The organism is Kitasatospora sp. HPM-01-4 (genome assembly GCF_051374625.1).
Taxonomy (GTDB): Bacteria; Actinomycetota; Actinomycetes; order Streptomycetales; family Streptomycetaceae; genus Kitasatospora.
The window spans coordinates 43,483-62,940 of record NZ_JBPQGP010000009.1; the positions used below are offsets into that span (position 1 = coordinate 43,483).

A 19,458-nucleotide genomic window follows, 5' to 3' on the forward strand; every position below is an offset into this window, starting at 1 on the left:
CGTGAACGGACAGGCAATCGGCCGCCGCGTCGCCTACTGGCGGATCCGCCGGCGCATGACCCAGGACGTCCTCGCCTCGCTGCTGGAGAGGTCGGTGCGCTGGGTCGAGGACCTGGAGGGCGGCCGACGGCAGAGCGACCCCCGGCTGTCGGTGCTGGAGTCCATCGCCCGGGTCCTGACGATCCCCCTGGAAGCGCTGCTCGCTGACGCGCCGACGGCGAAGTGCGCGGATGAGACCGAGCTCGGGATGATCCGGGCCGCGCTGCAGCACCACGACGTGCTCACTGGCACGGCGGGCAGCAGCGCCGGCGATCCGTTGCCCGTCGCCGCCCTGCGCTCCCAACTGGTGCACGCCCGCAGCGCCTTCCAGTCCGGCCACTTCGCGTCGGTCGGGCGCACCGTCCCCGACCTCGTGCTCGCCGCCAACCAGGCCGCCGCCCAGCTGTCCGGAGACGAGCAACTGGCCGCCTGCCGACTGCTCTCACTGACGCTGGAGCTCGCCGAGGCCGCCGCGATCAAAGCCGGGGACACCGACCTGGCCCTGTTGGCCGGCCACCGCGCGGTGGCCGCAGCCGAGCGGTCCGAGGACCCCGTCATCAAGGCGTCCGCCGCCCGCCACCTGGCCGACGCCATGACCTGCCACGGCCAGCCCGAGGCCGCCGCCGCCTTCGTCCTGGCCGCCGCCGACCGGCTCACCCCCGACCTGACCGCGCGCGGCGGCTCGGCGGCGAGCACCAGCGTGCTCGGCATGCTCTACCTCAAGGCCGCGCTCGCGCAGGCGGCGATCGCCGAGGCCGTCGGCGAGAGGCCGGCCGCGGCGGCCGTCTTCCAGCTCCTCGACCAGGCCGACGAGCACGCCGTCCGGCTGGGCCGCGACGGCAACGAACTCTGGACCGCCTTCGGCTCCACCAACTGCCGCCTGTACCGCGTCGCCGCGCACGTGCAGCTCATCGAGGGCGCCAACGCGGTCGCCGTCGCTGGCCAGATCCCTGCGCCGGCGACCGCCGCACTGCCACGCGAACGCCGGGCCCACCTCTACAGTGACCTCGCCCGCGGCTACACCCAGGCCGGCCGCTACGAAGACGCCGTCACCACCCTGCTCAAGGCCGAGGACGAGGTGCCGGAGGAAGTGCACTGCCGCCCGCGCACCCGCCGCTTGGTCGAGGACCTGCGGCTGCTGGGCACCGGCCCCGTCCAGGGCCGCTTGCGCGCACTGGCCGATCGCTGTGGACTGCCCGGATGAGTCGAACCCTGTACGTCGTCGCCTGTGCCGCCCCGCCCGTGCGCCGGATCGCCCACGGCATCCGCCTCGCCCAGGGCTACGGGTGGGACGTCTGTCTCGTCCTCACCCCCTACGCCTACCGCTGGGCTCTCGAAGACCCCGACCCGCAGCTGGGGTTCGGCACCAAGGAGTTGACCGAGCTGACCGGCCACCCCGTCCGGCACCAGTACAAGCTGCCCACCGAGGCCGACGTCCTGCCGCCGGCGGACGCGTTCCTGGCCGTCCCGCTCACCTTCAACACGCTCAACAAGTGGGCCGACGGTCACAGCGACACCCTCGCGGTGGGCCTGCTGACCGAGGCCCTGGGCCTCGCGCACCGCCCGGCCGTGGTTGCCCTGCCGCACTGGAACAACGCCCAGGCCGCCCACCCCGCCGTCGAACGCAACGTCACCGCCCTGCGGGGCGCCGGAGTGAACGTGCTGCTCGGCGGCGAGGACGGCTTCGTTCCCCACCCGCCCGGGCAGAGCAAGCCGGAGACCTACCCGTGGTCGGCGGCGATCGCCGCGCTGCCCTCATCGGTGCCGTCTCCCACAATCGGTTCGTGACACCTCCACCATTGCGCTCGCGGTGCCGGCGACGATCCGGCTGAACCCGCAGTCCGGCCCCAATACCTCTGTTGACTCCATTGGTTCCTCAGGAGACACGAAGGGCCCCCGCACGGCTGTGCGGGGGCCCGGGGGTGGATCATGGGGGTTGGTCCGGGGCCGGTATCGACGGTCCCGGGCCGCCTACTTGGTCTCGCCGTCGGCCTTGTCGTTGGTGCGGATCTTGTACACGGCCTGGCGGGTCATGCGGGCGCGTTCCGCAATGGGCGTGTCCCCCTGGCCCCAGGCGATCGCCCCGTTGATCAGCTCCAGCCGCGCGCTGCGGGCGTCGGCCAGCTCCCGCTCCAGGCGGGCGACGTCGGCGCCGACCACGGCGAGGCGGTCCCAGTCCTGCTCCCGCAGCCGTGCGCGGTGGCCGCGGGCGGCCTCCAGGGCTCCCAGCAGGCGAAGGCCGGCCTGCCCGGCGCGTGCCTCCTCGCGCTCGGCCCAGCCCTCCAACTCGGCGTCGGTGGTGGTCGAGACGATCTCCCCGGCACTCAGGCGGCCGTGCTCGGCGTCCCAGTCCGCGAAGTCGCGCACCGGGCGCGGGTCTCCGTCCAGGAGCAGGGTCCGGTACCAGGCCCGCACGCCCATGACGTCCAGGTGGACACAGGTCCCGTCGCTGGAGGGCGTGCCGTAGACCTTCTTGATCTCCGGGTGCCAGTGCTCGTTGAAGCCGAGGTAGCGGGTGATGTACTCGCACTCCTCGGCGAGCTTGTCGAGCGACTTGCCGAGCAGGCCCGGCTTGTACACCTGGGGGAAGCGCTGCACGATCTCGGTGTAGTCGACCAGGTCGGCGTCCACCTCGGGGCCGGCGGCCTGGCGGTGCCGGGAGACCAGCCGTCCGATGTTGCGGCCCGCGCGGGCTGAGTCGGCGGACCAGTCCAGCTCGCCGCCCGCCTGGAACAGGCTGTTCAGCAGGGACTGCGCGTACGGGGCCAGCTCGGTCAGCAGCGCGTTGGCTGCGACGGCGTCCAGGTAGGGCAGTTCCTTGACCCCGGAGTCGATCGTCCAGGACAGCAGCTCCGGGACCGGCTGGAACCACATGTGCGGCCCCCGGAAGCTGAAGTGGTCGCCCGGGTGCCAGCGCTTCCAGGTCTCGCGGGGCACGTCGTTGATGGCCCGCCAGGCCGGGTTCCACGGCTCCAGGTGCTCGGTCGACTCGTGGAAGCTCAGCTCCCCGGTGGCGGTGTTCAGCAGCAGGTGCTGGTAGTGCCCCGGTTCCATCCGGCCCCCGATCGGCTCGGACGAGATCACCTCGGCCACCGGCGTCACGCTCACGCGCGGTGCCTCGTAGCGGGCCAGGCTGATGTCCGGCACGGCCACGGAATCGTTCGTCATCTCAGGTCTCCTCCCTCGGCGGCATCTCCGCCTGAAAACAGGTTGTCGTCAAGTTCGGCTATCTGTCAACTGGTTGACGAGTATTCATTAAGTTCGAGTCGCGGTTTCGATTGATGTGCGCGCCGTAAGAACACGCACTCCAATACCTCTGTTGACTCCATTGCCCTCTCCGGGAAACGCGACGGCCCCCGCACTGCTGTGCGGGGGCCGGGAGATGCGATCATTTGTGCTGGTCCGGGGCCGGTTGCGACGGTCCCGGACCGCCTACTTGGTGACGACGCCCTTGCCGATGTCGCGGTGCTCGACTTCGACGCCGACGCCCCGGGCCCGCAGGCCGGCCGCGGCCTCCTCCGCTACGACCACCGACCTGTGAAGCCCGCCCCTGCACTTCACGTAGATGTTCAGCAGCTTGCGGCGCGGATTGGTGAAGTGCGTGTGCAGCAGCCACGCCTGCTCGATCACGTCCTCGATCAGCTGCCGGGCGCCGGGGGTGGCGAGCACGTAGTCCCGCACTTCGGCGTCCAGCCCGGTGAGCCGGAGCATCCGGTCGCGCACCTGCGGGTCGTCCGGAGGGTTGCGCAGTGCGCGGGTCACGTCGACCACCAGGCCGTTGCCCTCCGGGAGGTCCCCGTGAAGGGTGCCCAGGGTCGTGAAGACCGCCTGGATGTGGTTGACCGGGTACAACCCGGTCAGGTCGTCGGGTGCGGTGCTGTCGTTGCTCATGTCGTCCATTCCATCGGTGGTTTGGGGCCCTGAACAGGGGTTTCCCGTTTCCTCTTTCCGTGGCCGCACCGCTGCTACTGGGCGGCGCCGGCTACGGCGAGGGTCTGCGCGGCGAGCTCCCGCCGGCGGGCGTGCTCGGTGTCGAGCGCGTCGAGCAGGGCCGCCGCCGTTTCGGCCGGGTCTTCGGTGATCCGGGGAATCCGGTTGGCCTCCGGGACGTGCTTGGCGTACAGGCCCCACTCGATCGCGTCCGCCCAGCCCGGCACGTCGACACACGCCTGGGCCGCCGTCTGCCAGGCCGCGACCGCCTGGTGGGCCTGGTCGTGGGTGAGGATCCAGGCGTGGTGGGCCGCCTGGAAGTTCGGCGTGGTGGCCAGTGCCTCCCATCGCAGGTCCACCGCGTGCAGCGCGCGGTCCCGCTCGGCCCGGGCCTCGATCTCCTTCGGCGCGAGCTCCACCAGGTTGTTGTGCCACTTGATCGAGTGGTGCAGGATCAGCGACTCCCTGAGCAGTTCCGCGGCCTCCTCCGTGGTGGCCGCGGCCTGGCAGCGCTCGTGCAGGAGCCGGTTGTCGGCGTCCTGGTCGCCGGTGTGGCCGTCCAGCTCCGTCAGCTTCTCGAACACGGTTCCTCCCAGAACCCTTTCGGCACGGGCGTCGATCCCGTGCGACTCCAGATCGGTGTAGATCGTCTGGCGGGAGACCCGGGCGGCCTCCGCCAGGGCGCTGATGTTGCGCTCGCCCGCGCGCCAGGCCGCCGCCACCAACCGGGCGCGGGTCGTCCCGGCGGGCTCGGCGCCCCAGGCTCGAAGTTCTGCCATCGTGCGCTCACGCTCAGTGCTCATGACTTGATGATGTGTCAACTCACTAGACATGTCAAGCCATTGGACAGTCGTGCATGAGTGCGAAGGCGCCCGGCCGGTCCGCCTCCTATTTCCCTGAAACGATCCGTTCTGAGAGCAAGATCAACCGAAGCCGGCGAAGGTGCCCTGGGAGCCGGATCCGTTCCCGCAACACGTTCTCACTCAGTTTCGGGATCAACCCCCTTGTGGGAACTGCATTGTGAGAAAATCTGGGGGTGACGGACTCTCACGAACCGCCCCCCGACGACGCCGACGACATCGAGCGCCACCCCTGCACCCGCTGCGGGGTCCAGCCCGGATCGCCCTGCCGATCGCGCGGCGGCGCCGTCGCCTCGATCTACCACACCGGCCGCTTCACCAAGGTGCCCCGGCTCGCCAAGCTGCTGCGCGTGCCGACCCCGGCCGGCCGCGGCCCGGGCCAGCCCTGGCGCCCCGGCACCCCGCCGCCGGCCCCGCCCACCTCCGACACCCCCGGCGCCGACATCCGCATCGGCTACGCCCGCTGCAGCCACCTCACCCAGGAACTGCAGTCGCAGCTGGACGCGCTCAGCGCGCACGGCATCGCGCGCGACAAGATCTTCTCCGAGAAGATCAGCACCCGGGTGCGGGTCCGCCCGCAGTTCGAGGCAGCCCTGGCCACGGCCCGCGAGATCAAGGCCCACGCCCCGCACTGCCGCGTGCTGTTCACCGTCTACGAGATGAAGCGGCTGGGGCGCGACGCCGCCGAGCTCACCGCGCTGGCCGACCACCTCACCGCCCACGGCCTGGTCCTGGAGATGCTCGCCGGCCCACTGCCCGGCATCTACGACCCCAGCGGCCCGGGCCGGCTGCTCTTCGGCTTCTTCGCCGCGATGGCCGAGACCGAGCGCGAGAGCATCCGCGAGGCCACCCTCGAAGGGCTCGACACCGCGGCCCGCAAGGGCAAGCACGGCGGCCGGCCGCCCGTCATCACCGACGACATGCTGCACACCGTGCTGCGCCGCCGCGCGAACGGCGAGACCGTCGAGCAGATCCGCCCGGACCTGATCATCCCCACCGGCAAGCGCAAGGGCCAGAGCCCCGGCGTGGCCACCATCTACCGGGCGCTGGCCGAGCACGCCAAGCGCCAGGCGTACCCCGAGGCCGTCGCTCAGGCCGAAGCCGACTTCGCCGCGCTGCAGGCCGGCGAGGAGATCCCCCGCCCCCGCGCCATCGACCGCCCAGCCATCGAGGTCAGGAGCCCAGCAGCATGACGCAGCCTCCACCCCGGCGCCGCCAGCTCGGCTCCGGCTACGACCGCCAGGAGCCCCCTGCTCCCGTCGTTCACACACCCAGGGCCGAGGCGATCTGGTTCGGCGAGGCCGTCGGCCAGCCCGAGGCCGCCGCCGGTCCGGTGAGGGAAGCCGGCGGTCGCCGACCGCTCGCACTCCCCCGGACACCCGAGCCCCCGGCCCGTAGCGTCACCCGTACGAGCCAACCCGCCCACCCGACACCGAACCCGAACTGCGAGTGCCGCGAGTAGCAGCCCCGCGTTCGAGAACACCATCACCACGAAGCAGGGCCCCGCGCGAACACGGGGCCCTGCTTCGTGGTGAGGCCAGATCAGTTGTTCTGGCCGCCGCGCGGCCCCGGGATGCGGGGCAGCAACTCCCACAGCGGCCGACCGCTGGACGCCCAGCGCCCCAGGACCTCGCGGTCGACCAGGAGCACGCTCTGCTCGGCGCCCCACTTCTGCGACGGCTTGGTGAACCGGCCGTTGGTCACCACCACCGGCACCTGGGCCTTGTGCACGCGCTCGTTGGCGCCCACCAGGCTGTACAGCACGCCGACCGAGACCGGCGCCCCGCCGATCGGGTCCTGCTTGTGCTTGCACTGCAACACCCAAGTCCGGCCCATCGGGTCCGTGGCCAGCACGTCCGCGCTCTGGTCGCCGCCCTGCCCGACCCGCTGAGCCGCGTAGCCGTCGCGCAGCAGCAGGTCGCGCACCGCGAACTCGAAGGCGTCGTGCCGCATGTGGTCCAAGCCCCCCGGCCCGGTCAGCGTGAGCCGCAGCCGGCGCTGGCGCTCCAGGTCGGCCAGCCGCTGGGCCTCCGCCGCCCGCTTCTGCTCCAGCAGCCGGCGCACGAAGAAGACCGCGACGCCGACCCCGATCAGCGCCAGCACGACCACCACCCAGACGTGGGCCGCCAGCCAGCGCAGCACCGCGAGCACGAGGACGACGGCCACCACCACGCCGCCCAGGACGAGCAGCAGCTCCGACCCGTCGTCCTTCTTCTTCGGCCGGCGCCCGCCGCTGCGGCGAGCCGGAGGTCTGTGCGTACTCACCGGCCGCCCCCGATGCGATCAGTCGCGGTTCGTGCCAGCCGAGCCACCCGGCCCCACCCCCAGTACGTGGACATGCCTACGGCACCCATCACATCACCCATCCCTGACAGAGCGTCAGCCGCGCACGGAAGCGCACACCAGAGCGTCAGCGGACCGCCTGGTTCACCGCGTCGGCCACGCTCCCGACCAAGTGCAGGATCATCTGCCCCCAGGAGCTCGACGCGATGAGGACGCCGAACACCACGCAGACGAACGCGGTCAGCCGTTCATTCACACGGCTGCGGGCCTCGGTACGCCGGGCAAGCAGCGCGTAGATAACGATTGCGAAGAACACGGCCGCGCTGACCGACAGCATGTTGGTCCCACCCCTGGTACCTCGGTTGTCCGTATGGCGACCACCGTCGCCCTTCGGGTGAGCATGCCATAACGCCCTGTCACGGGCCTGTGGTTCGGAGCAGATGATCGTCAGCCGCGCACCGGAGCGCACATCGCGGCGTCACCCGCTCGCTGGCGCGGTCGTTGACCAGGACATGGACGCCGAGGACCTGCAGATCACACCGACCAGTGGCCCCAGCTGCGAGGGGGTCAGGGACCTGATCGTGGAGCTGCTGGGCGCCCACCCACTGGTCACCCGCGTGCGTCCGATCTCCGCGTTCCTGGGCGAGGTCGGGGTCGGGCTGGAGATCGGCGGACTCGACTTCGAGATCCGGGTCGAGCCTGCGTAGGCCCCCGCCCCTACCGCCCCGGCCGGCTCCACCGCGGTGCCCGCGCGGGGCGGCAGCGAGACCGCCCGCCCGTAGGGCCCAGGGCCAAGGACGGTGGCTGAGCGCGCTTCGCGTGCGGCGTGCGTTGCGATCCGCCTGTCCGCGGTGAGCGGCAGCGGTCCTGAGAGTCCCCGATGGCTGGTCGAGGAGACGTCAAACGACAGCGGGGGTGGCGGGCGCCGCGCGGGTGGCTGCGCCGCACAGCCGTGGCCGGCCGCGCGGCTCGACTGCCTCCGCCCGCCGGTGGGCGGGCGCGGCGCCGCCGTGGCTGACAGGCCCGGGCCGGGCTCCAGAACCGGTAACCAGGATCGACTTGTCGACGCAGACCAGCACCGGGGTGCACTTCTCCGAAAGGCCGTCACCAGGGGCTGGCCGGGCGGGAGAATGCGCTGGTGAGCCTCACCTCGGAACTGCGCCGGCCCGACTCGCCGATCTCCCGGTTCTTCGCGCGCGAGCTGCCGGGCGTCGCCGAGCTCGCGGCCCGGTACGGGCACTGGGCCGGGCAGCTGCGCAGGCCACTGCGCCCGCGCCACCAGGGCGAGATCGCCTGGCCGATGCTGGGCCACACCATCGACCACCGCATCCGCATCAGCCTGGGCAGCGCCTACGGCCCGCCGATCCGGATCGGCGTCGACGCCTTCGCTGGCAGCCGGCCGGCCGGGCCGCCGCCCGAGGCCAGCGCCGCGATCCACCGCGCCGGTCAGCAGATGATCGCCGAACTCACCACGCACACCAGCACGCCGCCGCTGGCCCTGGCCGGGCCCGAGGGCGAGCGCCTGGTCCGGTTGTGCTTCCTCGCCTCGCACTTCGAGGCCGTCTTCCGCTCCGGCAAAGTCGAGGGGCTGCTCGCCGAGGCGAGCGCCGCCAGCACGCTGGATAGCCTGCTCGAGGCGGTCCCGCCGTACGCGCTCGCCGACATCGACGCCCAGCTGCAGCTCGCCGCGGACCCCGAGGCCCTCGGGTGGCTGCCCGGGCGCCAGGTCGCGTGCGGCCCGGTGTTCGCCGGCAGCGCGCACGTCGGCGGCGCCGACGCCGACTTCGTCACCGGCGGCGAACTGATCGACTGCAAAGCCACCGTGAAGCCGACCAACATCGGGATCCGCGAGCTCTACCAGCTGGCCGGCTACCTGCTGCTCGACTACGACGACCAGCACCGCATCCGCGTGCTGAGCCTCTACCTCGCCCGCCAGGGCGCGCTGATCGGCTGGAGCACGGACGAGTTCCTGGCCGCCCTCGGCGCCACCAAGACACTGCCCCAGCTCCGCCAGGCCCTCGCCGGCGAACTCGCCGCCAGCCGACCCCGCTGACCGCCGCCCCCGGCACAGGAAGGCCCACCATGCCCGAGACCACCGCCGAGACCACGCGGCGCACGACCGCGTTCCAGCTGATCCGCACGACCGCCACGGCCGAGGCCGTCCACCACCGGCGAGGCGGCGACGGCATGCCGCCAGCCAACTGGGAGATGTACCGGGCGCTGACCGCCGCACTGGAGACCTGGCACGCCACCGGGACCCTGGCGGAGGACTCCCTGCTGCTGACCGAGTGGCTCGCCACCGAGATGATCGCCTACGTCCTCCAGCACCAAGGAGACCAGGAACGCCTCGACCGCTGGCTGCGCGACGAGGGCGACCGGGTGTGCCAGGGCCAGAAGCACCCGCACCCGGCCGGGCCGACGGCCGTGGAGATCATGTCGGTCATCGCCGCGGACGCCACCGCCCGCCCGGACCAGCCCGCCGGGGCGGACCAACTGGCCCGGATCGCCGTGCCGTACCTGCGCTACCTGCGGGAAGGCAGCGAGGTCGAGGACGCCCGCGAGGTGGCGCTGACGTTCGCCCTGTGGGCAGGCGCACACCTGTCCGCCCTGATGGGCCACGACGCGGAGCGAATCGCCTCCTACACCGCCGAGCGGATCGGCTGACCGGCCATCACCTCGAGGCCGCCGGCGGCAGCGCCGCCCGCGCGCCGCGCACCCGTGCCGGCGAACGGTGCTGCTCGGCCCGGGCCTCGCGCTCGACGGTCACCGTCACCGTCTGCTCGCCCGGCTCGCGCAGCAGCAGCTCGACATACACCCGCATCCCCGGACCGCGCCGGTTGGGCACCGTCGACACGTCGCCGACCACCAGCTCCGGGGAGGCCCGCAGGGCCCGCAGCATCGCCTGGGCCGTCTCCTCGACGGCGCTCTCGTCGGAGCCCATCAGCCTGATCTGCGGCATCACGCACCCACCGCGACCGGTGCCGGGCGGCGCAGCTTCTTCGGCACGCACCACTGCGGCGGCTCGGCCAGCTCGTGCAGCACCCTCAGCGCCGCACCCGCATCCCCCAGCGCGCGGTGGCCGCCGCCCAACGGCGACCACCGGCCGCTGCCGTCCCAGTCGGCCAGCGCTTCCATCACGCAGTCCCAGGTGTCCGCCTTGCCCAGGTGCTGCGGGTCCAGGCCGAGCCTGCGGGTGTCGGACACGGTCACCGACCGGTCGTACTCGGCGTTGTAGGCGAGTACGGTCCGGCCCCGGGTGACCTCCAGCAGCCGCGGCAGCACCAGGTCCCAGGTCGGCGCCGACGCGACGTCAGCGTCCGAGATCCCGTGCACCTCGCGGGCGCCCTCGCTGATCGGCACGCCGGGATTCACCAAAGTGTCCAGCAGGACTTCGCCGGTGGCGCAGTCGACGACCGCGATCTCGCACACCGCCCCCCACAGGTCCACCGTCTCGGTGTCGCACAGGACGGCGCGGCCGGGCTGCAGCATCTGCCGCGCCCAGTGGACGATCCGCATCTCGTCGCCGAGCAGGCGGACCTTCTTGCTGAACGGCGCCAGCTGCGGGTCCTGGTCGAGGAGCTCGCGGACCTGGGCCGCCGCCGGCGTGCCGGTCTCGGTCGGGATCCAGTCGATCGTCCAGATGTCGCTGGCGTTGCGGAAGCGGGCCCAGGCCGTCACGCCGTGCTGCTCGGTCAGCACCTGGCCGACGAAGGCGTGGACCAGGTCGGCCCGGGTCGGCCCGCGCCGGCCCAGCACGGAGGGCCGCCCGGCCGGGGTGGCCCGCACCGCCGTCCAGTCGACGTCCTCGCGTGCCAGCAGCGCGTCCAGCTCCCAGGTGACGAACTTCGGCACCCGCACGGTCTTGCGGTAGCCCACCTGCAGCAGCGAGTGGGTGTACGGGGCGATCCAGCCCGCCTCGACGCAGCGGTCCAGGTCCAGCCGGCGAACCCCCAGGTACGCCACCGCCTGCTCCGGGCCCAGCAGCCGGCACGCCCGCGGGTCGGCCGGCGGTTCCGGCCTGCCCGCCACCTGCTCCACCACCGCCACCGCCCAGCGCTCGAACCGCCCCGCCGTCAGCCCCTTCTCCCGGGCCGCCGACTCGAACCCACTCTCCGGCAGCCCGCAGCGCTCGGCCGCCGAGGCGGTGCTCATGCTGGTCTCCACCCACAGGTGCCGCGCGGCCATGACCTCCTGCAGCACCGCGGTGTCGGTGAACGCGGCGACGTCGCGCGGGTCGTACAGCGGCCACCCGTCGTACTCGCCGACCGCCGTCAGCAGGCCCCGCTCGACCAGCTCCTCCACGTCACTGCCCTGCAGGCCCTCCACCCCCGTGGCCTCCTCCAGGAGTTCGGCCGTGCGCCGCGCGCCGTAGCCCGGATGGTCACCCAGCACCTCCCGGACCTGCCCCGCCCTCTCCTTCAACTCCGCCGCCTGCTCGTCCGACCACCGGCCACTGGCCAGCGCCGGGCGCGGCACCAGCCCGCGCTTCTGCCCCCGCTCGACCTGCCACTGCGCCAGCCCCACCTCGTTGCCGAGCTGGACCGGACCGAACCCCGCCTGCTTCTTCTTTGCCGCCATCTCGCACTCCCGTTCGGCGGGCGCGAAAGGCCCGCGAGAATCCCGCCGGACGATTCCCCGGCAAGCAATGTTCTAACACCGGAAACGGCCTGGCGCAAGCAACTCAAGAAACTACAGAAATCACCCGCCGAGCCGATTTGTGCGTGCGCGCGTATTCAAGGGAATTTAAACGATATCGTTTCATTTATTGGTCCTCCGCCTCGATCTCCGCAGGCTTCTTGGCCAACGGGCGCCAGAACAGGGCGAACGGCGCGGCCAGGGCCTGGCGCACGATGTGCGGCGGGGACATGAGGTTCGCGGCGAGCTCGTCGCGGCGCTCGCGCTCGTACCCGTCCAGGGGCCGGCCGATCAGGTCCTCCTCCTCCAGCAGTCGCAGCCAGTCCTGCGAGACCCGCCACGATGCGGTCCGCAGTCGCTCCACCAGGTCCACTGGCAGGCCGAACTGACACTCGGCCACCAGGCCCGTGGTGTCCGGGCCCGGCCAGCGGCCGGCAAGCCTCAGGCGGGCCTGCTCGGCCTTCGTCAGCGGCTCCCACTCACCCCCGCCTGCGGGGCCGGCGAGGTCCTCGCGCTCCAGGCGGCGCCGCACCGCGTCGGTCACCAGGACGTCCTGGGTAGGCCAGCGTTCGGGCCGCAGCCGCGCCGCCTCCATCCGGGCCTCGCGCCGGTCACGGCCCTGCTCGACCTCTTTCTCGATCCACGTTTTTTCGGCGGCGCGTGCTTTGCTGATGTGGTTTTCCAGGCCCTTTTTGATCGGTTTGGTGACCCACACGGTGATGCGCTTTTTCTCCATAGCACAAGTAAACCGCAGAAAGCCAGCCGCGGGCAAGCCGGGCGCGGCCTCGAAAATGAATCCCGGGAGGAAATGATAGAGCGAGGGAGAATTACCAGTTCAGCGCGTGCCGGTACGGCGGGCCCAGTAGCCCGGGCCGGGCCGCACCTCCCCGGTATCCGACGTCCCCGCCTGCTGGCGGTCCGGTACGACGCGGACCGGGCGCTGGTGAGGATCGGCTGGCGGGATCCGTTCGAGTAGCGGGCCGAGGACGGCGGTCAGGCCGCGCGCCGTCTCCAGCACCACCCCAGGTCCTCGTCCTCACGCGCGAGCAGCATGCGCGACTGCCCCACGCGGCCTGCAGGACGGAGGGACCATCGGCCCGCAGGTGGTTTGGGGTGACTGGTGACTGCCTCACGCGGCCGTCCGGGCGGCCCTCACGTTCGACAGCAGTTGCTCGACGCCGGCTACCGACCGGTGGTCGTGGAGTCGGTCGCTGATCTGGGCGACCTGGTCGATGCACCTGGTCGCGCCGATCAGCCGGGCTGTCCCCAGTGCGCTGGTCAGCACGGCAGCAGCTTCCTCGATCTCACCTTCGTGGACCAGGGCCTCGGCCCGGTAGGTCTGGAAGACCGCGTAGGTCTTGGAGCGGGGCTTGGTGAGCAGGGACAGGCCTCGGTCGATGCGCCGCATGCCCGGGATCTGCTCGCCGAGGTCGATGAGGCAGCGGCCGCCGTCGATCTCGACGTCCGCTTCGCTCATCCAGGATGCCCAGCTCGGAACCTCGCCCGCGCTGCTGCGGGCGAGTTCGGTCTCCGACTTGGCGAGGTGGTGGCGGGAGGCGGTGCCTTCGCCGAGGACGGCGTGGGCGCGGGCCTTGCGCAGGTGCATGAGGGAGCGCACGGTCGGGTGCATTGGGCGGGTGAGAGCCCCGTCGATCAGCCGGGCCGACTCCTGGGGGTTGTGGGTCCAGATCGCTTGGTAGGCGAAGTCGGCGACGACGCTGCTGACCATGTCGCGGTCGCCGGCGGCCTTGGCGTGGCCGAGGGACCGGCCCCACAGGGCGGTTGCCTGGTCCTGCTCGCCGATGTCGAAGCGGGTCCAGCCGCAGGTCTGCGCCAGCTGCGCGGCGAGCTGGTTGAGGCCCACCCCGGTGCGGGTGTCGTAGCGGGCGGTGTGCAGGAGTCCGGTGACGGTGGCGAGGCAGGAGTCGAGCATCGGCACCATGTGCTGGCGCTCGACGGTCGGCATCGTCGTCAGAGGCAGGACGGCGGCCTGCAGGCGCTGGACGGTCTCGGTGCCCACCAGCGGGGTTCGCTCGGCAGCCGAGGTCGGTTGGGCGGTGACGGCCGGCAGGGCGACGGCCATGCCGGCCGCCTTCACGAAGTCGCGTCGGTTGAGTGGCACGGTGGTCTCTTCCTGGTCGGGGCTGGGGAGCCAGGTGGGCCAGGGGCGCGTCTGCACCATAGCCTTGGGCACGTCGAAGGCGTCCGCCAGCAGAATCTGGGACTCGTCACTAGGGTGCTTTTTCCCCAACTCCCAGTCAGATACCAGCTGCCGGCTGCATCCTGACCTCAGCCGCCGTCGGACCGCCGCTTCTCTTACCCGTCCGGCCAGGTCGGCGCCGCTCCAGCCGAACATCTCACGGGCGGCCCGCAGGCGCACCCCTCCCGGATCAGCCATTCGACCATGACAGCACCCCACCAGGTGACATCACAACGGGTACGCCGTATGACAACAGAGTGACACGAAATGTCTTTTCGAACACCGGAGTTGGCGGCACTCTCGTTGTCAGCCGGCCACCGAGCCGGACACGGAACATCCCCCCTTCGGAGGCAGAGATGGACATCGTGATCACCACCGAGACCGAGATCGAGACCGGCTACGTGGCGCCGGCCCTGGAGGACCTGGGCGACGTCGCCGAGGTCACCCTCGGCAGCGGCGGCTTCAACAACCCCGACTCCACCATGTACTTCCAGGGCTGACCGCCCCCCCGGCGCTGAACAGCGCCGCCTTGGGTGAGCGCGCGCCCGGGACGCGGCCGGTCCTCACGGGCCGGCCCGTTCCGGGCGCGCGTCGCTACTTCCGGAACGCCTCTCCAGCAGGGAGCCCCGACATGAGGTACGTCGCAGGCACGGTCACCCCTACGTCCACGCCCACCGTCGGCCCGCGCCCGCGCGGCGGACACGAGATCCACAACGACGGCACCCTGCGCGCCTGGACCGTCGACCACGCCCCCAACGAACTGAGGCGCGCGGTGTCCCGGGACGGCACCGCGGAGGTGATCCTCGCCGGTGCATGCCTGCCCACCGCCGAGGAAGCCCGGAACGCTGCTGACGCCGCCGCGCGCGGCCGCTGGCACGAGGCCGGCCGACTGCCCGGCTCCTACCTGACCATCGTCCGGGCCAGTGGCACCGTGCGGATCATGGGAGACCGCGCCGCCGCCGTCCAGGTGCACTGGACCGCCACCGAGGCAGCAGTGACCTGGTCAACGTCCGCTGCCGCCCTCGCCGCTCTCACCGGTACCGCCCCGGACCTGGTCCGCCTGCTGGCCGAGGTCACCACCTGGGGCGCGGAGCCCGGCACTGACGGCTGGTTCGCGGGCGTTCACCGCGTCCCGCCGGGAGCCGCGCTGACCCTCACCCCCGACACCGCGCCCGCGATCGAACGGCTCCCCATCCCAGCCTCGCGCTCGTTCGCCGCCGCCGCCGAGGAGCTGCGCGACGAACTGCCGCTCGCGGTCGGCCGCCGCGCTCTGAGTGGCCGGCCGCTGTCGAGCGACCTGTCCGGCGGTGTCGATTCCAGCTCGATCACCTGCCTGACCGCCGCGCACACCGACCTCATCGCCATCACCTACGTGGATGCGGCGATGGCCGATCAGGACGACACCCAGTACGCAGCCGAGATCGCCGACGCCACCCCGGCCATCACCCGACACCTGGTGGACGGCCGACTCACCGGCAGCCGGCACTTCGACCGGCTCACCGACCCGACCGGGATTCCCGTCACCGACGCCCCCGCGCTCAGCGTCGCCATGCTCGGCATCATGCAGGCCCAGCTCGCCCCCGCCGTCGCCGCCGGCAGCACCGGGCACCTGACCGGGTGGGGCGGAGACAACGTCCTGGACGCGTTCGCCTCCCCCGCCGACCGCTACCGCGTCGGTGCCCGCGCGGCCGGGCTGCGCGACGCCCACCGGCTCGCGCGGGAGCGCCGCGGCGCCGCCCACCCCGTCCTGCGCGCCACCGCAGCTGCCGCACGCGGCTCCTACCCGAAGGCGCTGGCCCACCTCGCCGACTCCGTCTCGGCCGGCGCCGCACCACGCGGGCTTCCCGACGCCGCCGACGTGGCCCGCTGGTGCGGGCCGCTGTCCACCGCCGGCTGGCTCACCCCCACCGGCCGCACCGCGGTGGCCGACCTCATCGGTGCCCGCGCACAGACCGCCGACCCCGCCATCGGCCCCGGTGCGCTGCGCGAGCGCCTGGCCCTGGAGGCCACCGGCGCCGAGTTCGCCCACCTCGACACCCTGACCCGCGCCCTGTTCGACCTGCCGGTGCACGCCCCGTTCCTCGACACCCGGATCATCGACATCTGCCACGCCGTCCCCGCCTGGGAGCGGCGCCACCCGGGCGACTTCAAGCCCCTGGCCCGCGCCGCCCTCAGCGGCCTGGTCCACGCCCTGGTCCTGGCTCGCCGCACCAAAACCGCGTTCAACGGCATCTACGGCGGCGTGCGCGCCAACTCCCTCGCCCTGCGCGCTCTGCTCACCGGCTCGGCGCTGGCCGAGGCGGGCCTGATCGACACCACCGCCGTCCTGGCCTCCTTGGACCGGACGATCCACGGCTCTGCGGCCGACCTGGCGAGCCTGCACGCCCTGGTCGCCGCCGAGGTGTGGCTGATGAACCGCCACAGCGCCTTCGACGGCTGGTGGGAGCCGGCCCCGGTCCGGGAGAGCGCCCGGTGAGCCGGGCCCGGGTCCATGCCGCCCGAGGCCCCGCCGGTGCGGGCGTGCTCGACCTTGCGACCGGCCGGTGGACGGTCCTCGACCCCATCGGCGCCGACCTCCTCGACCTGCCGTCGGGCGCCGTCGAGCGGGCTGCCGCCATCGAGGAGTTCACCGCCCGGTGGGCTGCGACCGGCGCCGACCCCGACCGGGTCCGGGCCGACCTGGTGCGCGTCGCCGCCGACCTGGAGCGCCTTCTCGCCGGCCGCCCCGTCCACCGCACCGCGCCCAGCCCGTCCCCGCAGGTCTGCTTCGCCCCCACCGCCCGCCCCTCGATCCGCGGTTGGATCGCTGCCGGGATCGGCGTGGCCGGCGCTCTGCTGCTGCTGCGGCTGCTGCCGATCCGGCACGTTCACGCCGTTGGCCGCGCCGCGGCCCGGCTGCCCGGGCGCCCGGCCCGCATCCGTGATGCCGAAGCCGTCCTGGCCGCGGTGCGCGCCGTCGGGACGTGGTGGCCCGGCCGTGTCGCGTGCCTGGAGGAGTCTCTCGCGGTCCATCTGGGCTCGGCCTTCACCGGCCGGCCGGTCCGCTGGGTGCTGGGGGTCCGGTTCGCGCCGCGCGGCGCCCACGCCTGGGTCGTCGCCGAAGGGCACGTGATCGGTCAGGAGGAGACGGACCGGATCTGGCCGTACCTGCCCGTCCTCACCACCGGCTGATTCGAACTGGTGATGGACGAGGGGTATGGCCGTGTCCACCCGTACGGGTGAGGCGTTGCGGCAGGTGTGACAGACACACAACTCCGCACCCCAGCCGCACCGCACCCCCGCACTTCCCTCCGGGAGCGGATCGGCAACCGGCTCCGCCGCCGGCGCCCGGCACCCGATCCGCTCCCCGCCTGGACGCTGGGCAGCGAACGCCACGAGGACCACACCGACAGCCTGGCCACGATGGCCCGCACGCTGCCCCGCCTGGCCCGCATCGCCCTGGCCCTGGCCTGGCGGGCCGACCGCACCGCGCTGCTGCGCCTGCTCGGCCTCCAGTTCGCCACCGGTGTGCTGACCGCCGCCGCTCTCCACCTCACCCGTGCCGCGTTTGCGGTCCTGTTCGCGGCGGGCACCCCGCTGGAACAGCTCGACCGCGCCGGCTCCACCCTGCTGGCCCTGGCCGCCGTCGCCGCCGCCCGCTCCCTGGCCTCGGCCGGGGCCGTCACGACGACCGCCCGCCTCGGGCCGGCCATCGACAGCCGCGCCGAACTCGCCTACCTGGAGGCGGCCACCCGCGTCCCCCTCGCCGCCTATGACAATCCCGCCTGGTGCGATCACGGCGAAGCCGCCGACCGCGCCGCCAAGGACGCCCACACGGTCCTCGAATCCCTCGTCGCCGTCACCGGGGCCGCTCTCGGCATCACCGCCGCCGCCAGCGTGCTGACCACCCTCGACCCGCTGCTGCTGCCCCTGCTGCTGCTGGCGGTGCTGCCCCGGGCCTGGGCCGCCGCCCGCGCCGCCCAGGCCACCCACCGCGCCGATCGGCACGCCGTCGGTGACCGCCGGACCCGCCACATCCTCATGTACCTCGCCGCCGGACGCACCACCGCTCTGGACGTCCGCGCCGGCACCATGCGGACCTGGCTCCTCGACCAGTACCAGACCGTCAGCCGCCGCCTGGAGGACCACACCGCCCGGATCGGCGCCGACAACGCCCGCCGTCAACTCGCCGGCGACACCCTGGCCGGCGTCGCCACCCTCGGCGTCTACGGCGCTCTGCTGTGGCTCACCGTCCACGGCCGGATTCCCACCGCCGACGCCGCCACCGCCCTCATCGCCGTCCAGACCAGCCGCGCGCTCCTGAACGGCATGGCCACCGGGGTGACCACCACCTACCGCATGGGCCTGTACCTCGACGACTGGGCCACCTTCCTCGCCGACGCCAAGGCCCGTACGACCCTTCCGGCAGCGCCTGCTCCGGTTCCCGTGAGCCCCGCCAGCATCCGAGCCGACCGCGTCACCTTCGCGTACGAGGGCGCCGCCGCCCCCGTCCTCACCGACATCTCCCTCACCGTCCGACGTGGGGAGATCCTTGCCATCGTCGGGCACAACGGCGCCGGCAAGTCCACCCTGGCCAAACTCCTCGCCGGCCTCTACACCCCCACCAGCGGCACCGTCACGTGGGACACCACCGATCTCACCACCGTTGACCCCGACGAACTCTTCTCCCGCCTCGCGATGCTGCCCCAGGACATCGCCCGCTGGCAGGCCACCATCCGCGAGAACATCACCCTCGGCCAGGGCGACCAGCGCGACGAAGCCGTTCTCGCCGCCGCCCGGGCCGCAGGCGCCACTGAGGTCATCGACTCACTGCCCGACGGCCTCGACACCCACATCCGCCCTGCCCAGTCCGGCGGCCGGGACCTCTCCGGCGGCCAGTGGCAGCGGATCGCCGCAGCCCGCGCCTACGCCCGCAAGGACGCACCCTTGCTGATCTGCGACGAGCCGACCAGCGCCCTCGACCCCCGAGCCGAACAGGCCGCCTACGACCGCATCCGCGAACTCGCCGCCGGCCGAACCGTCATCCTCATCACGCACCGCCTCGGCTCCACCCAGAACGCCGACCGGATCATCGTCCTCGACCACGGCCGCATCCTCGAAGAGGGAACCCACAGCAGCCTCCTGGCCGCGGACGGGGAGTACGCCGCGATGTGGACCGCCCAGGCACGCGCCTACACCCCCGTCCCCGTCCCGTAACCGACCGGGCCCAGGGCAAGCGCGGGCGGCCCTCGGCCAGCCAGGCTGTAGGGGGCTGGCCCGGCTTTCCCCTGGGCTTGTCCGTCATGTCGCTGCCGCCTTCTCGTCGTCGCCGAGCACGCCGAGGGGCGGCCCCGACCATCCAAGCCGGGGCCGCCCTTAGCGCTGTCTCAGCCGGAGGCGAGCTTGATACGGGATCACCCGACCGGCTCAACGAACCAGCGGCCCCAGGGCAACGGGCAACCTGACGAACCGTGGACAAACCCCGCGAGCTACTTTGCGGCTGGGGTCAGAGATAGGACGCCGGGGCCAACG

The 19,458-nt window shown here is 72.6% G+C and carries 20 protein-coding genes; 11 read left to right on the forward strand and 9 right to left on the reverse strand.

What is annotated here, in order from left to right; all coding sequences use genetic code 11:
* The first annotated feature begins 1 nt into the window (after position 1).
* Entirely contained in the window at positions 2 to 1,243 is a 1,242-nt protein-coding gene (locus ACSMTC_RS39910) for a helix-turn-helix domain-containing protein (RefSeq protein ID WP_436565026.1), read from the forward strand.
* Positions 1,240 to 1,827, forward strand: coding sequence for a flavoprotein (locus ACSMTC_RS39915; RefSeq protein WP_436565027.1), 588 nt, complete (start codon positions 1,240 to 1,242; stop codon positions 1,825 to 1,827). Before ACSMTC_RS39910 ends, ACSMTC_RS39915 begins: the two co-directional genes overlap by 4 nt.
* 183 nt (positions 1,828 to 2,010) lie before the next feature.
* Here the strand turns inward: ACSMTC_RS39915 and ACSMTC_RS39920 are convergent, their stop codons facing one another.
* The 3 genes from ACSMTC_RS39920 to ACSMTC_RS39930 form a co-directional block, all read right to left on the reverse strand.
* Positions 2,011 to 3,207 carry a hypothetical protein gene (locus ACSMTC_RS39920; RefSeq protein WP_436565028.1) on the reverse strand — a complete coding sequence of 399 codons (1,197 nt, stop codon included), beginning with the start codon at positions 3,205 to 3,207 and terminating at the stop codon, positions 2,011 to 2,013.
* Between the two features lie 264 nt (positions 3,208 to 3,471).
* Positions 3,472 to 3,930 carry a RapZ C-terminal domain-containing protein gene (locus ACSMTC_RS39925; RefSeq protein WP_436565029.1) on the reverse strand — a complete coding sequence of 153 codons (459 nt, stop codon included), beginning with the start codon at positions 3,928 to 3,930 and terminating at the stop codon, positions 3,472 to 3,474.
* A gap of 74 nt (positions 3,931 to 4,004) precedes the next feature.
* Entirely contained in the window at positions 4,005 to 4,772 is a 768-nt protein-coding gene (locus tag ACSMTC_RS39930) for a hypothetical protein (protein WP_436565030.1), read from the reverse strand.
* Positions 4,773 to 5,005: 233 nt separating this feature from the next.
* On the opposite strand from ACSMTC_RS39930, the gene ACSMTC_RS39935 reads away from it, so the two are divergent.
* Together ACSMTC_RS39935 and ACSMTC_RS39940 are read left to right on the forward strand one after the other, a co-directional pair.
* On the forward strand, positions 5,006 to 6,022 hold the full coding sequence (locus tag ACSMTC_RS39935) for a recombinase family protein (protein ID WP_436565031.1): 1,017 nt from the start codon (positions 5,006 to 5,008) through the stop codon (positions 6,020 to 6,022).
* The gene (locus tag ACSMTC_RS39940; protein WP_436565032.1) at positions 6,019 to 6,291 is read left to right on the forward strand and encodes a hypothetical protein; all 273 of its coding nucleotides are present in this window, start codon (positions 6,019 to 6,021) and stop codon (positions 6,289 to 6,291) included. The genes ACSMTC_RS39935 and ACSMTC_RS39940 overlap by 4 nt, the downstream gene beginning before the upstream one ends.
* Before the next feature lie 80 nt (positions 6,292 to 6,371).
* Here ACSMTC_RS39940 and ACSMTC_RS39945 read toward each other — a convergent pair whose 3' ends face one another.
* A complete protein-coding gene (locus ACSMTC_RS39945) occupies positions 6,372 to 7,094 on the reverse strand; it encodes a restriction endonuclease (protein ID WP_436565033.1) in 723 nt (240 codons plus the stop codon).
* A 145-nt stretch (positions 7,095 to 7,239) separates the two neighbouring features.
* On the reverse strand, positions 7,240 to 7,449 hold the full coding sequence (locus tag ACSMTC_RS39950) for a hypothetical protein (protein WP_436565034.1): 210 nt from the start codon (positions 7,447 to 7,449) through the stop codon (positions 7,240 to 7,242).
* A gap of 175 nt (positions 7,450 to 7,624) precedes the next feature.
* Between ACSMTC_RS39950 and ACSMTC_RS39955 the strand changes: the two genes are divergently transcribed.
* From ACSMTC_RS39955 to ACSMTC_RS39965, 3 genes are all read left to right on the forward strand, one after another.
* Positions 7,625 to 7,819 carry a hypothetical protein gene (locus ACSMTC_RS39955; RefSeq protein ID WP_436565035.1) on the forward strand — a complete coding sequence of 65 codons (195 nt, stop codon included), beginning with the start codon at positions 7,625 to 7,627 and terminating at the stop codon, positions 7,817 to 7,819.
* Between the two features lie 431 nt (positions 7,820 to 8,250).
* Positions 8,251 to 9,165 carry a hypothetical protein gene (locus tag ACSMTC_RS39960; RefSeq protein WP_436565036.1) on the forward strand — a complete coding sequence of 305 codons (915 nt, stop codon included), beginning with the start codon at positions 8,251 to 8,253 and terminating at the stop codon, positions 9,163 to 9,165.
* A gap of 29 nt (positions 9,166 to 9,194) precedes the next feature.
* Positions 9,195 to 9,776, forward strand: a complete 582-nt coding sequence (locus tag ACSMTC_RS39965; protein ID WP_436565037.1) for a hypothetical protein — start codon at positions 9,195 to 9,197, stop codon at positions 9,774 to 9,776.
* Positions 9,777 to 9,783: 7 nt separating this feature from the next.
* Here ACSMTC_RS39965 and ACSMTC_RS39970 read toward each other — a convergent pair whose 3' ends face one another.
* The 4 genes from ACSMTC_RS39970 to ACSMTC_RS39985 all read right to left on the reverse strand — a co-directional run bounded on the left by ACSMTC_RS39970 (position 9,784) and on the right by ACSMTC_RS39985 (position 14,145).
* Entirely contained in the window at positions 9,784 to 10,071 is a 288-nt protein-coding gene (locus tag ACSMTC_RS39970; protein ID WP_436565038.1) for a hypothetical protein, read from the reverse strand.
* Complete coding sequence (locus ACSMTC_RS39975; protein ID WP_436565039.1) at positions 10,071 to 11,690, reverse strand: 3'-5' exonuclease; 1,620 nt, start codon at positions 11,688 to 11,690, stop codon at positions 10,071 to 10,073. Before ACSMTC_RS39975 ends, ACSMTC_RS39970 begins: the two co-directional genes overlap by 1 nt.
* Before the next feature lie 184 nt (positions 11,691 to 11,874).
* Positions 11,875 to 12,483 carry a hypothetical protein gene (locus tag ACSMTC_RS39980; protein ID WP_436565040.1) on the reverse strand — a complete coding sequence of 203 codons (609 nt, stop codon included), beginning with the start codon at positions 12,481 to 12,483 and terminating at the stop codon, positions 11,875 to 11,877.
* Between the two features lie 393 nt (positions 12,484 to 12,876).
* Positions 12,877 to 14,145, reverse strand: a complete 1,269-nt coding sequence (locus tag ACSMTC_RS39985; RefSeq protein ID WP_436565041.1) for a helix-turn-helix transcriptional regulator — start codon at positions 14,143 to 14,145, stop codon at positions 12,877 to 12,879.
* A gap of 158 nt (positions 14,146 to 14,303) precedes the next feature.
* Between ACSMTC_RS39985 and ACSMTC_RS39990 the strand changes: the two genes are divergently transcribed.
* The 4 genes from ACSMTC_RS39990 to ACSMTC_RS40005 all read left to right on the forward strand — a co-directional run bounded on the left by ACSMTC_RS39990 (position 14,304) and on the right by ACSMTC_RS40005 (position 19,143).
* On the forward strand, positions 14,304 to 14,447 hold the full coding sequence (locus tag ACSMTC_RS39990; RefSeq protein WP_436565042.1) for a lasso RiPP family leader peptide-containing protein: 144 nt from the start codon (positions 14,304 to 14,306) through the stop codon (positions 14,445 to 14,447).
* Positions 14,448 to 14,578: 131 nt separating this feature from the next.
* Entirely contained in the window at positions 14,579 to 16,423 is a 1,845-nt protein-coding gene (locus tag ACSMTC_RS39995) for an asparagine synthase-related protein (protein WP_436565043.1), read from the forward strand.
* Complete coding sequence (locus ACSMTC_RS40000; protein WP_436565044.1) at positions 16,420 to 17,118, forward strand: lasso peptide biosynthesis B2 protein; 699 nt, start codon at positions 16,420 to 16,422, stop codon at positions 17,116 to 17,118. The genes ACSMTC_RS39995 and ACSMTC_RS40000 overlap by 4 nt, the downstream gene beginning before the upstream one ends.
* Positions 17,119 to 17,184: 66 nt before the next feature.
* A complete protein-coding gene (locus ACSMTC_RS40005; protein ID WP_436565045.1) occupies positions 17,185 to 19,143 on the forward strand; it encodes an ABC transporter ATP-binding protein in 1,959 nt (652 codons plus the stop codon).
* Positions 19,144 to 19,458: the final 315 nt, after the last annotated feature.

Bases quoted from the DNA above. Each gene is read 5' to 3' on its own strand.
- ACSMTC_RS39970 (WP_436565038.1), bottom strand. From the start codon at position 10,071: ATGCCGCAGATCAGGCTGATGGGCTCCGACGAGAGCGCCGTCGAGGAG.
- ACSMTC_RS39950 (WP_436565034.1), bottom strand. From the start codon at position 7,449: ATGCTGTCGGTCAGCGCGGCCGTGTTCTTCGCAATCGTTATCTACGCG.
- ACSMTC_RS39920 (WP_436565028.1), bottom strand. From the start codon at position 3,207: ATGACGAACGATTCCGTGGCCGTGCCGGACATCAGCCTGGCCCGCTAC.
- ACSMTC_RS39955 (WP_436565035.1), top strand. From the start codon at position 7,625: ATGGACGCCGAGGACCTGCAGATCACACCGACCAGTGGCCCCAGCTGC.
- ACSMTC_RS39995 (WP_436565043.1), top strand. From the start codon at position 14,579: ATGAGGTACGTCGCAGGCACGGTCACCCCTACGTCCACGCCCACCGTC.
- ACSMTC_RS39915 (WP_436565027.1), top strand. From the start codon at position 1,240: ATGAGTCGAACCCTGTACGTCGTCGCCTGTGCCGCCCCGCCCGTGCGC.
- ACSMTC_RS39930 (WP_436565030.1), bottom strand. From the start codon at position 4,772: ATGAGCACTGAGCGTGAGCGCACGATGGCAGAACTTCGAGCCTGGGGC.
- ACSMTC_RS39975 (WP_436565039.1), bottom strand. From the start codon at position 11,690: ATGGCGGCAAAGAAGAAGCAGGCGGGGTTCGGTCCGGTCCAGCTCGGC.
- ACSMTC_RS39940 (WP_436565032.1), top strand. From the start codon at position 6,019: ATGACGCAGCCTCCACCCCGGCGCCGCCAGCTCGGCTCCGGCTACGAC.
- ACSMTC_RS39925 (WP_436565029.1), bottom strand. From the start codon at position 3,930: ATGAGCAACGACAGCACCGCACCCGACGACCTGACCGGGTTGTACCCG.
- ACSMTC_RS39965 (WP_436565037.1), top strand. From the start codon at position 9,195: ATGCCCGAGACCACCGCCGAGACCACGCGGCGCACGACCGCGTTCCAG.
- ACSMTC_RS39980 (WP_436565040.1), bottom strand. From the start codon at position 12,483: ATGGAGAAAAAGCGCATCACCGTGTGGGTCACCAAACCGATCAAAAAG.
- ACSMTC_RS39990 (WP_436565042.1), top strand. From the start codon at position 14,304: ATGGACATCGTGATCACCACCGAGACCGAGATCGAGACCGGCTACGTG.
- ACSMTC_RS39985 (WP_436565041.1), bottom strand. From the start codon at position 14,145: ATGGCTGATCCGGGAGGGGTGCGCCTGCGGGCCGCCCGTGAGATGTTC.